11 protein-coding genes and 1 pseudogene are annotated in these 13,956 nt (G+C 35.8%); 11 read left to right on the forward strand and 1 reads right to left on the reverse strand.

Annotation, left to right across the window (positions count from 1 at the left end):
• Positions 1-160: 160 nt before the first annotated feature.
• Positions 161-559, reverse strand: a pseudogene (locus tag TI10_RS02060) (adenosine deaminase); the annotation flags it as partial.
• 1,250 nt (positions 560-1,809) lie between these two features.
• Between TI10_RS02060 and TI10_RS02065 the strand changes: the two are divergent.
• The 11 genes from TI10_RS02065 (at position 1,810) to TI10_RS02110 (ending at position 13,724) form a co-directional block, all read left to right on the forward strand.
• Complete coding sequence (locus TI10_RS02065; protein ID WP_049581501.1) at positions 1,810-2,688, forward strand: Gfo/Idh/MocA family protein; 879 nt, start codon at positions 1,810-1,812, stop codon at positions 2,686-2,688.
• A gap of 256 nt (positions 2,689-2,944) precedes the next feature.
• Entirely contained in the window at positions 2,945-4,900 is a 1,956-nt protein-coding gene (locus TI10_RS02070; RefSeq protein ID WP_049581502.1) for a carbamoyltransferase family protein, read from the forward strand.
• Positions 4,901-4,908: 8 nt separating this feature from the next.
• Positions 4,909-6,138: an aminotransferase class I/II-fold pyridoxal phosphate-dependent enzyme gene (locus TI10_RS02075; RefSeq protein ID WP_049581503.1), complete on the forward strand. Its 1,230-nt coding sequence runs from the start codon at positions 4,909-4,911 to the stop codon at positions 6,136-6,138.
• Entirely contained in the window at positions 6,120-7,061 is a 942-nt protein-coding gene (locus TI10_RS02080; RefSeq protein ID WP_049581504.1) for a glycosyltransferase family A protein, read from the forward strand. Before TI10_RS02075 ends, TI10_RS02080 begins: the two co-directional genes overlap by 19 nt.
• A gap of 7 nt (positions 7,062-7,068) precedes the next feature.
• Positions 7,069-7,926: a glycosyltransferase family 2 protein gene (locus TI10_RS02085; protein ID WP_049581505.1), complete on the forward strand. Its 858-nt coding sequence runs from the start codon at positions 7,069-7,071 to the stop codon at positions 7,924-7,926.
• 1 nt (position 7,927) lies between these two features.
• Positions 7,928-9,013, forward strand: a complete 1,086-nt coding sequence (locus tag TI10_RS02090) for an inositol-3-phosphate synthase (RefSeq protein ID WP_049581506.1) — start codon at positions 7,928-7,930, stop codon at positions 9,011-9,013.
• Positions 9,014-9,026: 13 nt separating this feature from the next.
• The gene (locus TI10_RS24775; RefSeq protein ID WP_155416453.1) at positions 9,027-9,173 is read left to right on the forward strand and encodes a hypothetical protein; all 147 of its coding nucleotides are present in this window, start codon (positions 9,027-9,029) and stop codon (positions 9,171-9,173) included.
• 143 nt (positions 9,174-9,316) lie between these two features.
• Positions 9,317-10,717 carry a carbamoyltransferase C-terminal domain-containing protein gene (locus tag TI10_RS02095; protein WP_279615312.1) on the forward strand — a complete coding sequence of 467 codons (1,401 nt, stop codon included), beginning with the start codon at positions 9,317-9,319 and terminating at the stop codon, positions 10,715-10,717.
• 6 nt (positions 10,718-10,723) lie between these two features.
• Positions 10,724-11,509 (forward strand): inositol monophosphatase family protein, encoded by a 786-nt coding sequence (locus tag TI10_RS02100; RefSeq protein WP_049581509.1) that lies wholly within the window; start codon positions 10,724-10,726, stop codon positions 11,507-11,509.
• Positions 11,510-11,520: 11 nt separating this feature from the next.
• On the forward strand, positions 11,521-12,384 hold the full coding sequence (locus TI10_RS02105) for a glycosyltransferase (protein WP_049581510.1): 864 nt from the start codon (positions 11,521-11,523) through the stop codon (positions 12,382-12,384).
• Positions 12,381-13,724, forward strand: a complete 1,344-nt coding sequence (locus tag TI10_RS02110) for an MATE family efflux transporter (protein ID WP_049581512.1) — start codon at positions 12,381-12,383, stop codon at positions 13,722-13,724. The genes TI10_RS02105 and TI10_RS02110 overlap by 4 nt, the downstream gene beginning before the upstream one ends.
• Positions 13,725-13,956 lie beyond the last annotated feature (232 nt).

A 13,956-nucleotide genomic window follows, 5' to 3' on the forward strand; every position in this document is an offset into this window, starting at 1 on the left:
TTAATAGTATATATATCCTTTAAACTGAGTCATAAGAAAAATTTATTTTTTGTACATTCAGTCTGGCATCCAATTATATTGTATTTTATATTCCAAATATATAACTACATGGCACTCAGCATAATCAGGAATGGAATTTCCATTCCTGAACTATTTGTATTTAACGATTTGCTGCTTTCACTTGTAATGCTTGTTTTTCTGCATCACTGATAAAAGCGGTTTCCAGCCCATTTATCTGAGCCTGGCGAATTTGAGCAATAGATAAACCGGCGGCAGGGGCGGCAACTTCATATTCATGGCGGATGTCGATACCTTCAACGGCTGGATCATCTGTATTAATGGAAGCAAGAATACCTTTTTCCAAGAATCGTTTGAGTGGATGGTCCAATAAAGAATTAACGGTGCTGGTTTGAAGGTTTGAGGTTAAACAAGATTCAATACCAATACGGTTTTCAACCAAATAATCCATCAATAAGGGATCGGTTATGGCTTTTACTCCATGACCAATACGAGTAGCGCCTAATTCCCTAATTGCTTGCCAAATACTTTCAGCGCCGGCATGGATGGTGAGCTAAATAAGATATATGGACACCGACTTTATTCATTCCTGATTTTTGCTGTGCTGAAATCGATTCCAAGAAAATATCAACATAGCTTAGCAATAGCTACATAGATTGACAGCTATGGTTCCGTGTGGCTGTCTCATGCAACGATTGCTTTTATTCAACTAGGGGGAATAATTCGGTAAAAATAAAAGGGTAAACTTTGGATTCTATTCCAACTAGTCTTTGACTTTATTGACTGTTAAGGTAGTCTGCAAGGTAATAGTTTGGGATTCTGTGATTTTTGTGTGAGAGATAAATTGAGCAATTTATTGGATGGTATGGGTTATTAGGACTTCCAACCAGTAAATTTTTAAGCCCTTTTTATTTACTTTCAATATCGTTGTTTCCTGAAACTAATCCAAATGGGTTCCACCGAAATCAGTCTTCAATGTGTTTCCTATTATTCGCACAAGTAATGGTGGTACAAACAATTAAGAATAAAACGCCAAAGCGGAAATGAGTGACTTTGGGAAACAGTCTCGGAGCTTGTATGCAGCTAAGATAATGTGCAAATACATCAGTAGGCATAATTCGGTCTCCTGTAAAAGGAAGCATAAGGTCATATGTTTCCGTGTGGGGCAAGTCCTTTATGATTTTTTTAAATATCCGTAATTTTGTCTTAGTAGGTAACTATGATGGAAAATAATATATTTAATATTTTACTTCATAAAATAATTAAATTTAACATATAAACTATGAATTAATATAATCATGAGATTGTTATCACAATTTGAAAGTTGTTTTTCTTAAAATTTTCATGTGTTAATTAGGAGGGATTTATAATTTCTTTATGAAAATTTTTATAAGTGTTTTATTATTGATAGGATATAATGTTAAATGATGGCTATATATATTTATTTTTATAAGAAAAAGTGATTTTCACCTATGAATTGGATTTTTATTTTAAATCTTTGATTGTTTTTTTTAATTTTGTATTTATAATGATGATGCGTTGTAAGTGAGCTAATAAGTATTCACATTTATATATCTCAATTATGTTGAGATATATTAAATAGCATTTCGTAATATCGATACAGTAATTAATTTGATTGGCGCCTGAGCTGTGGAAGTTTGACGCCTGATAAACAGTACTAATTCATGGTCTTGCTATAGCTAGTATTCCTTGTTGTACAAGTTATTTTGCAAAGTGATCTAATATTTTGAAAGCTTATTTAGTGCGTATTAGTCTGAAAATGGAGGTGAGGTGAAAAAGTCAAATATTTTAATTGTTGGTTGTGGTTATGCTGCAGATTTCTATGTGTCAAATCTTAATGACTATGATTGCCTAAATATTGTTGGCTGTGTCGATAGAGATAGCAATCGACTTGAAGCTTTCTCAAACTATCATGGTTTCGATGCTTACTCTTCGGTAAGCGATGTGTTAGAAAATGTAAATGTTGACATATTGCTAAACTTGACGAATCCAGAGGAGCACTACAATGTGTCATTGGAAGCTGTGGCTAATGGAATTTCAGTATACAGTGAAAAGCCATTTACTATGGACATTACAGAATCAAGAAAATTGGTAGAAGTTGCCAAAAATAATAACTGTATTATAACAAGTGCACCCTCCTTATTATTAAATCCGCCTATCATCAAGGTAATAGAGATATTGAGCTCTGGCGAAATTGGAGAAATACGTTTAATTAAGAGTGCGATTCATGAGGGACCAGTTCATAAAATGAACTTTGGTAGTTGGATTAGTCCTTCAGGCGCACCTTGGCCGGCAAAGAATGAATTCGAAGTTGGTTGTGGCTTTGAACATGGTTCTTATGTGATTGATTTAATTTTGGCTTTAATGGGGACGCCAGATAGCATGAGCTATAGCTCTGCCTTAATCTACCCGGATAAAGAAGTTACAGATTCACCTGCCCCTGATTGGATTGATCTCACTTTGGAATATTGTGATAGTAGAAGAGCAAAAATTGAGCTTAGCATTGTTGAAAGTGAGGATCATAGTTTTCGGATAATTGGAGATGAAGGTGAAATAATAGTTGAAGATTTATGGATGGCGAATTCTCCAATAATTTTAAGAAAGAATAAAGAAGATAAAATCGATCGCCCCCAGAACACTTTTCGCTAAGAAAAACGCTTCACCCCTACAAGATAGACAGAAGATATGATGATACCCACTTTATTGACCAAGCTACTGGAGTCTTAGATTTAGCCATTTCACTAAATTACAAATTAGAACCTTTACTTGATATTAAACGGTCTTTGGAGTCCATCAATATCATAGAAACAATAATGACGAATAGTAAATTTAGGCCGCTTACTAAAATGAATGAGACGTTATTAGATATAGAATTATTTTCATCAAGGATAAGGAGGTTCTTCTTATGATAACTCTAGGGATTAGCGGTAGTTTCGAAACATTTGAAACACCTGTTATTGGGGATATACCAAATTGGTTTGGTCATGATGCCTCAGCTGCGATCATCAAAGATGGTAAGATTGTTGCTGCTGTGGAGCAAGAGCGTCTGGATAGAATTAAACACTCTAATCAGTTTCCTATTGATGCCATTGTTGAGTGCTTAAAAATCGCACAAGTTGAAATAACTGATGTTGACAAAATTGCATTTTATTTTGAAGAGTTAAATACAGACACGGGACTTGGCTTACAATATATTGAAAGAAAAAATCTTGAGGTTGAAACTTCTAGAAGTTTAATTAACAAGATACTTGTGCGTAAATTTGGTGAAGAAGTTAGAAATATCCCAATTGAATATGTGCGTCATCATGACACCCATGCTATCATGGCGGCTGAAAATTCTGGCTTCGATAGTTCATTAGTTATTGTAATAGATGGAAATGGGGAAGATGAGTCTACATCAATCTATTCATATATCGATGGGGTTGTTAGAAGTATATATAGATATCCAGTTTCTTCATCACTAGGAAGATATTACCTCGATTGTATATCTTTACTAGGATATGAACGATTTGATGAGTATAAGGTAATGGGATTGGCTTCTTATGGCAAACAAAATCAATTTGATGAGCTTTTCGAAGAACTTATAAATTTTGAAGAAGGTGGAAAGGTTTCATTTAATCATACAAATATACCTGCTTACTTTTTAGATAGAGGTATTTTGCCAAGGAGAGAAAATGAATACATTTCAGAAAATCATCAAAACTTTGCGCATTCCATACAAAAGTACCTAGAAAAGATGGCATTCCATATAATATCTTTCTGGTCACAGAAGCTAAGTCAGAGAAACCTATGTCTCAGTGGTGGAGTAGCTCTAAACTGTACATTGAATGGAAAGCTCGCCTTCAGCGAATTGTTTGATAACATTTTTGTTCATCCTGCCTCACACGATGGTGGAAGCGCTGTCGGTGCTGCCATGTGCGCAATGTATCCTAACGCTAGGATTAATGGGAATAAGATCGAGAATGTTTACTTAGGACCTGATATAAATAGTAAATATGCGCTTGAAATAATAGATAGAAACCAAGATATTATAGAAATTATTAATGCTGAAGATGAGTTTCAATTTCTTGCGAATGAAATTAGTAATGGCAAGATAATAGGATGGGCTAGAGGTAGAATGGAATATGGTCCAAGAGCTCTTGGTAGTCGTAGTATTCTAGCTGATCCCAGACCTATTGAATCAAAATATAGAACTAATCAAATTATTAAGCAACGAGAATCCTATCGTCCATTTGCACCCATGGTGTTGGTGGATGAAATTTCAGATTGGTTCCTAGTTCCAGATTGCAAAGTGAACTTGGAATATATGGTATTTAATCTCCCAGTTGTTAAGAAAAACCAACAAAAACTTGCAGCTATAACACATATAGACAACACAGCGAGAGTTCAAGTTGTTGGAGAATATAATAAGGATATCTACCAGCTAATAAAGAATTTTAAAGAAATTACAGGGGTTCCTGTTTTGTTGAATACCTCATTCAATGTAAATGCGGAGCCAATTGTATGTGACGCGTATGATGCTATACAGTGCTTTCTACTTACAGACTTGGACTATCTGGTTGTCGGCGATTTCATTATTAAGAAAAGAATTCGTGGTGATAATCTATACGAGTTATTGCGGCCAATAAAAAAAGAGTTTGTAACTACTATCAAAAAAGTTACAAGTGAATCTTGTTCATACTACATCAATACAGCAACATACAGCGAGTGGGTTACAGAGACAGAGTTGTCCTGTTTTGATGCCGCCGATGGTATTAAAACAATTAGTCAATTTCTACTGGATGGACGTATTCGAGAAGGCGATATCATAAGTGCCTACAAGCGGTTGTTAAGCAAGAGGCTATTAAATTTGGCGTTATAGGAGGATGCATGAAACCTTTTGAGATGAATTGGCCGGTGTGTGATGTTGATCTGCTAACTGATGTAGAAGGAGCACTTAGATCTACGCGTTGGACATTGTCAGGCCAGTCTGAGACATTGCCACACTTTAGTACTCTTTTCTCAAGAAAATGGGCAGACTATATAGGTACTAAACACGCCATTCCATGCACTTCTGGAACAGCGGCGTTGTCCATCGCACTTGAAGCGATAGGTATCTTACCTGGAGATGAAGTTATAGTACCAGGTATGACTTGGGTTGCAGTTGCTCAAGTTGTGTATAATCTAGGTGCCATTCCTGTTTTGACTGATATTGATCCTTTAACCGGACAAATATCAGAGAAGGCAATACGAGAGAATATTACCCAAAACACCAAAGCCATTATTTTGGTACATGCTTATTGCGGCATGGTAGATGTGAAAAAAATTGGTGTTATTGCAAGTAATTATGGTTTAAAAGTTATTGAAGATTGTTCACAAAGTCATGGGGCAACGTGGAAGTCAAAGAAGGCTGGTTCTTTTTTTGATATATCTGTATTTTCTACTCAGCAATCAAAACTGCTTACTAGTGGGGAAGGTGGAGTTATTGCTACGAGCTCGGATGTTTACTATTCCATAATACAAAATTTGATGATGGATGGAAGAGCTAGAACTGATAGTGTAAATCCAAGAAATCTTATGGTTATTTCCGGTAATGGAGAAGTGCAAGGAAGGAACTACAACATTACTGAGATGCAGTGTGCTATTTTGTTAAATGGCCTTAAAAGATTAGATTGCGAGAACGAAAAGCGACGTTTAAACGCCATGGTTCTTGATGACTGCCTTAGAGAAAATAAAATATGTAATATCCTTGACGCAGACGAAAATATTGATCAGAGAGTATATTGGCGTTGTGTCGTGGACTTCAACTGTGAAGTTAAAGATGAACAAGTACAAGAAATATCGAACTATTTCTCAGAGAAATATCGAATACCTTTTGAAAGGCTTGATAAACCTTTAAATAACAATCCACTCTACCAACCAAGTCGAGTTGATAGAAACAAATATTATAGCCATTTTGAAAGGCTGAATAGTATAAATTATAGTCTTCCAGGAGCTGAAAATTTTTACAATCGAACAATGGCGTTCCCTCATCAAGTGTTACTTCAGCCGAAGGATTGGATAGTTGATTTTGCAAAAGAAATAAATAAGGTTGCACATAAATGTCAAATTGGTTTGTGATTCCTCATCATGCAAAGAGCAAGCGAGGTAATGATTATTTGATTGAAACCTTATTTTCAATACATGCTCAGTCAACCCCAGATTGGTGTGTTGTAATAGTGGATGATAATTCAAGTTTCTATGATCGATTGAATGTCAGAATAAAAGACTATTTTCCGAGCGATATAATTGATAATAGATTTCATTTTATAGTTAACGAGAAGAGTGGTGGGGTGTCGTCAGCAAGAAATATTGGGGTTAAGTATGCTCACAAACACGGTGCTAATATCATTTTTTTTCAGGACGATGATGATATTGCTCATCCATATCGTATAGAGAAAACGTTATGTGCTGTAGAACAGATTAATCAACCAGACTTAATTATTAGTACAACCTTTACCGGAATTGATGGAAATAGTAATTCGGTTTCTCTCGAAAACTTTAGGAGTGATATGTTCGACGTCGCTGTTCAGCATAGTCGGTATACTCCAGAAGGAAGCAATAAATACCTAGATATGATTAGGTGCTGTGGGTACATATTTCCGACGTCAGGAACGGCAGTCAATGTTGACTTGGCGCTTAGATGTCCATTTCCAGACTTTTTAGTTTCGGAAGATCATGTCACTTGGATGAATATGGTTGCAGATGGAGCATTTATTAAAATACTAGAAGACATTCCATTTAAATATAGATTCAAAGGAGATGCTGTACATCGTCCTGATACCTTTTTAGCGGAGAAGTATAAGAACGATATTGAAGGCTTTATAATCTCAATGAATTTATATATTGAAAAGTTTGGTGCTTATTTCAATATTAATGAAGTTATAGAGGAATTCCTAAATAGATTAAATAATTGCTTATCTCTGCAAGGAAACTACACCCTATCAGATATGCATAATTTTAAATCCTCTTTTCTTGGAATAAAAAGTAAGATTAAGGAATAAGAAATTTATGACTCTAAGTATAATCATCCCTTCTTATAACAAAAAAGAAAGTCTAATGTCTTTGCTCTCTTTACTAAACAAGCAAAGTGCGGACTTTAATGAATTCGAAGTAATAGTTGTAGATGATGGTTCTAGCGATGAGACTTGTCTTGCTGTTACTAAACGAGTTTACAACTATAAACTCAAGTATATATATGTACCCGACGAAGGTTTTCGTGTAGCCCGAGCGAGAAATATTGGAGCTAAAAATGCAAAAGGGGAGCTACTAGCTTTTGTTGATGCTGACGTACTTTTGCCGAGCTATTTCGTTAAGAGAGTGATCAGGTTCCATAGCTCTAACCCACAATCAGTTTCGATTGGAAATGTATACGGTCTGTACTCTGAAAATAAGTGGGATCTAAAAGTTGACCTGGATGATATAGATAGCACAATTAAAAGGATGAAAGAATTTGATGTTGGCAAAGATATTCGTCAAAGCTCGTACGCGAGATTCAACTATAAATTATGCTCCATGCCTGCACCTTGGGTTTTTTTATGGGGAACAATATTTAGTGTAGAAAAAGAACTCTTTGAAAAAGTGGGCTGTTTTGATGAACACTTTAAATCATGGGGTGGTGAAGATATTGATCTTGGTTTCCGGCTTCACAAAGCTAATTCTGAATTTCATTTATTTGAGGGGATAGAAGGTGTACATCTGTCTCATCCAGAAGATGATGATGTAAACTATAAAACTAACTTAGAAAATAAAAAATATATTTCTGAGAAGTATAGTAATGAAATGACAGATTGGCTTGTAAAAGAAGAGAATATATTTAAACTAAATGATTTAATAATTTCAAAAAACACTAATAAAAAGGATTCTTAATATGATTAACGTTGCTATTGCAGGTATTGGAAATTGCTGTTCGTCTCTTTATCAAGGGATTTATTTTCACTTAGATAGCGATCCAATAATTAATGATCTAGGTATTTCAATCAAAGATATAAATGTCAAAGCTGCATATGATGTTGACTGTAGGAAAGTTGGCTTACCAATATCAAAAGCAATTTTTGCAAAACCCAATTGTGCAAGGGTATTCTGCACCGATTTGCCAGAAGGTCCGATCGTCGAAAAAATTGAAGTTTTTGATGGTGTATCTCTGTATATGAGCAATCAACCAGAAGATCGCGGGTTTCGTGTATCGAGTGATCAAAAACCAATTAACTTGGTTTCTAGCCTTAAAGAAAACGAAATAGATATATTGATAAATTATTTACCTGTTGGCTCTCAAAAGGCTACCGAGTATCTTGCTGAATGTTGTCTGGAATCTGGTGTTTCGTTGCTTAATTGTATCCCAGTTTTCATAGCGTCTGATCCAGAGTGGGATAAAAAGTTCTACGATAAAGGCATCCCTATCATAGGTGATGATATGAAGAGTCATTTAGGTGCGTCAATTTTGTCGCAAGTATACCAGGAATTAGCACACTCAAGAAATCTAGCTGTTGACTATCACCAGCAAATTAATATTGGAGGAAATACTGATTTTAATAATATGATGGTTCAAGATAGATTAACATCAAAAAAAATTTCGAAAGAAAATGTTATTAGAAGTCAAAATGAAATTGCAGGAGTGAATGTCCTTGAGGATTCTATTTTTGCTGGACCATCGACTTATATACCTTATTTGAAGGATAACAAAGTTGCGCATATACGTCTGGAGCTTACTGGGTTTGGCGGAAGCAAAGTCGAAATTGATACTAAATTATCGGTGCAAGATTCTGAGAATTCAGCTGGTGTTGTGATTGATGCTATACGTTATTTGAAGATTGCTAGAAACATGGGACTAAAAGGTGCTTTAAAAGGCCCTTCAGCATGGACTCAGAAAACACCCCCTGTGCAATTAAAAATCGAAGAAGCAATTTCTGAGTGTCAAAAGCTGGCAGCCTTTGAAGTACCGAAACACATGCTTTAAGTTTGAGGGAACTATGAACAAGCCAATTTATGTTTTAGGTTCTGGGTTATCACATGACGGATCAGCATGCTTAATGAAGAATGGTAAAATCATCGTTGGCATTGAAAAGAAAGAATTACGAAGATTAAGCATGATGGATTTAATGATAATGATGCTATAAGGTATTGCTTAGATGCAGCAGGAATCACTTTTAAGGATGTAGATTTATTTGTTGAGAAATATACGGTAAATGAAAAACACAAGCCTGATGATCTAATCAAGCGTCGAGGTAGAATTATACCCGATTACCTCCCCGTTGTTAGAATCGGCCACCACATTGCGCATGCATACAGTGCAGTTGGTACGTCTCCATTTTCAGAGTCTGCCGTGATTGTATGTGATGGAATGGGAGGAAGTATTGATAGTTGCCTAGATCATGACATAAACCTAGTTCCCAGCGATATAGCAAAATTATCTAGATCGGACTATATCGACTATTTTGAAAAGGAGAGCTACTATAAGTTCTTTAATAATAATATAATACCAGTATTTAAAGATTACTCAAGATTTCATCTTAATGACCTAAATAGATATAAAATTGCTCCTTATGATATCGAACATTCTATAGGTGGGCTATATGGAGGTGCTAGTAAGTTTGTATTCGGTAACGACTTCAACGAAGGAAAATTAATGGGTTTAGCACCATATGGTAAGAGTGGAAGATTCTCAGGCGAACTATTTCTGATGGAGGATACTAGGGTCAAAATAAACTATGACCTAATTGAGAACTTGGGCCTAAAAGATACAAATATCAAAGATGACTTCCAGTATTGTGCTGATTTATCTAAGTGGGTGCAAGAACAAACTGAGGAAGCTTTATTTTACCTGCTTAATGAATACCACAAGATGTACTCGTCAGATAACTTATGTTATGCGGGTGGATTAGCATTAAACGCAGTAGCTAATGGTAAAATAACACATAATACGCCATTCAAGAATGTTTATATTCAGCCGGCTGCTGGTGATAATGGCCTCGCAATCGGAGCATGTTATTACGGCTGGATGAAAGTGCTTAATAAAGAAAAAGTCCCATTTAATGGAAACCCATATTTTGGCATAAAGTACGATACCTTTGAGTCTAGTTTACGTAAATGCTTGGATGACAACTATGTAATAACTAATCCAGATAATTTGGAAGAAGTTGTCGCAAAGCATATTAGTGAGGGAAAGGTAGTCGGGTGTTTTAGAGATGGATCTGAATTTGGGCCTCGGGCTTTGGGGAACAGGAGTATATTAGCTGATCCAAGAAGAAAAGAGATGCTTGATTATATCAACATTGAAATCAAGAATCGTGAAGAATTTCGTCCATTTGCGCCTTCAATTTTAAAGGATAGGTATTCAGACTTTTTTAGGTTTGGCAATGAAGATAGCGATTATATGGTCAAGGTTTCACAAGTAATACCGGAGAAATCAGAGCAAATTGGAGCGGTAGTACATGTCGATGGAACTGCTCGTGTCCAAACAGTGACTAGAGAATTAAACAGAAATTACTATAATCTTATTAATGAGTTTTACAAACTTACGGGTGTGCCAATTTTGCTGAATACCTCCTTTAATGGCAAGGACACTCCCATTGTAGAAACTCCCGAAGATGCGATTAATTTCTATAGGGAAAGCAAGTTGGATTTTTTAATTATAAATGACTATCTCATTCATAGGAAATAGAGAAGTATGTTAAAGAATGAAAGGTTTGTACATGCCAAGCAAGTTATTGCAGGTGCAGGAGATATTGCACTCGAAATGTTCAACAACCTAGCTTTTATATGTGAACATAAAAAAGAAGGAGATGTGCTTACCAGCTCTGACCTGATTGTAGATGAATATATAAAAAGCTCCATTTCAGATATATTTCCTAGTGATACGATTATTTCTGAAGAGTCTTCCTTTCACCGCTTTACAGATACAAGCGAATATACCTGGCTAATTGATCCAATTGATGGAACTCATAGCTTTTCTACAGGTGTGTTTGGATGGTGTATATCTATTGCTGCCTTTAGGAAAGGCAGCATATTATTTGGTTTAATCTACGATCCAATTCGTAAAGAATGTTTTAGTGCTTACCATAGTCAAGGTGCTTTCTTAAATTCCACAAGATTATCTGCAAGCGCCCAGCCGCTCGTAGAGCAGGAACATAGTCCTATGCCTTACTTAGCGTTTGGTACGTCTTATCGTGATGACAAGAGGAAAATTTCAAAAGCATTAACAAGTTTATTTGAACTTGGCTATTTGCCCTATAGAAATGGTAGTGCAGCTCTCTGTATGTCATACGTTGCTGCAAACCGCTTGCTTGCCTTCTTTGAGCTAAATTTGTATCAATGGGATGTCGCAGCGGGATATATTATATTAAAAGAGGCAGGCTTTCAGGTACATTACTCCTTTAGTGATATAAGCAGTGCTCAAGCATTGATATGCGGTAGGCATGACATTGTAAAAATGATTAAAAGTGAGATATTTTAGGCTGGCTTATTATGATTATCAGTATTATCATTCCTTGTTATAATAATACCATTCAATTGCTATCGACTATATCATCTTTAGATAATCAAATACTATCAGATAAAGTTGAACTGGAGGTGGTTATAGTTGATGACGGTTCAGATGAGTCTATAAATGTAAGCAATATTAATTGCACGCATGAAATAATTGTCGTTTCTCAAAAGGATGATGGATTTCGAGTTGCATTAGCTAGAAACCGAGGGGCAAGGATTGCCAGTGGTGAAATTTTATTGTTCGTTGATTGTGGAATATATCTAGAAAAAAATGCCGTTTCGAGTATTATCGAACCTTCTTTATATGATAAATGCTGTGTCTCTTTAGGAAGTATTTACGGAATCACTAACTGCTCTAACAACAAGAAAATCATTCTTAGAGATATTGAAAATTATGGAGTCGAAGGTGCATTAAAATTATATATCTCAACTTCCACTTTTCCTGATCCTAGAATCTATCATCTTTCATATCATGGTATGGATATGCGGAATTTACGTGCTCCATGGGTATATTGCTGGGGTGGGGTAATAGCTATACGCAAGTCTTTATTTGACTCTATATCTGGATTTGATGAGTCGTTCAGATCTTGGGGAGGAGAGGATATCGAGTTGGGTATTAGACTTATGAAAGAGGGGGCAATATTTAGTTTCGTTTCTAAATCAGCTTCGATACATATTCCTCAACCAGAAGATGTTGTCAGTAAAAAGAAGTCTAACTTTAATGCCTTTGAATATATACACTCTAAGCATTTACTAGATGAAACATACTTGTTATTACAGCATGAGTATTGGGGGATTGAAGAGATACTTCGTCAAAGATCAGTTTTGAGGCGGCACCAATGACGTCTCGCGTAGCCACTGATATTTATCGAATAACTAAGCTTGCGTTGCCGATTACGGCTCAGTCGATATTGTTTACTTCGATGTCAATTATCGACACGATAATGATTGGATATATAGGCACAGAAGAGCTAGCTGGAATGGGATTGGCAACTAGCATTATGTTAGTTTTTTTGAGTGTAGTCTATTCTTTTTCAAATTCAGTATCAGTTATAGTTGCTCAAAATAAGCACTTTCCAAACACTCTAAAATTGATTGTGACTAATGGGCTTGTACTTAGTTTTACTTTATCATTTTTTATTTTTTCTATTGTTAAGCTGTTTAATAAAGATGTTATTTTGTTTTTTTGGGGAGAAGGAGATTATACCTCTAAAGCAATAGACTACCTTGATGTCATTTCATATACAATTTTGACGTCCGCCATCATTCAAGTTTATATAGGTCTTCTCAATGCGCTCGGTAACACATCGTTAACGTTTTTGATATCTGCAAGTGGTGTTGTTGCTAATATCTTTTTCAGTTATTTTTTGGTTTTTGGCATAGCTGATGTGGATGGATACGGAGTGATTGGAGCTGCATTGGGTTCAGTTCTTTCAAAGTTAATAGAAATATTCCTAATCATATTCTTTCTATTAAAAAAGTACAATGGATTGTACCTTGACTTTTACAAGTTTAATTATAAGTGCAAATCCTCTAGAGAGTTGTTGAATATAGGAGGTGCGCAAGCTATAAATGCTTTACTGTGGGCGGCGAGTATGAGCCTATACACTTTAATAATTGCTTTTCAAGGCAAAGATTTAGTGGCTTCAGCAGCGGTGATCTCCTCAATTATTAACCTAGCCCATATTTCTTATTGGGGGATTGCAATCGCAGCAGGGATAGTGATAAGTGAAGCGTTAGGCAAAAAGGAGTATGAAAAAGCCACGGCTATATCACGTTTGTGTATAGTGTTAGGTTTGGCATTCGCTTTACCACTCACAGCCCTGCTCTATCTGCTAAATGGGTTTATTTTATCCTTTTATCCTGAGTTATCACAAAGGTCTATTGACTTTATTCATGACGCTTATGTTATTGTGTTAGTTACTATTATTATCAGGTCACTTTCAACGATAAATATCGTTGGCGCTCTCAGAAGTGGGGGAGATAATCGCTTTATCATCATTATAGATATGGTAGCAGCATGGTTCTTTGGTATACCTCTTTGCTACATAATACTTTTCTATACAGATTTACCTTTGTTTTTGGCTTTCTCTGCACCAATGGTGGAAGACATGGTAAAAGCGGTCCTTTCAACCTTTCGAGTGATTGGAGAAAAATGGCAGAGAACTATTAGTGTGTCTTAGTAATTCAGTATAAATATCTTAGCCCAAATAGGTATCACTACATTATGCTTACATAACCTAATAAAATCAGATAAATGGCTAAATAAAAATAAAGAGCCTGCTGCGGTTGATATTACAGCCGCAGGGTGAAGAAGTCATCTTCTGAGACTGGCTCTGAGTTGCTCCTGAATTTTTGTCTGTGCGCGACGCTTGGGAGAAGTAGAACATTGGGAGCGTTCTGATGGTCACGGTT

The organism is Photorhabdus luminescens subsp. luminescens (genome assembly GCF_001083805.1).
GTDB lineage: Bacteria > Pseudomonadota > Gammaproteobacteria > Enterobacterales > Enterobacteriaceae > Photorhabdus > Photorhabdus luminescens.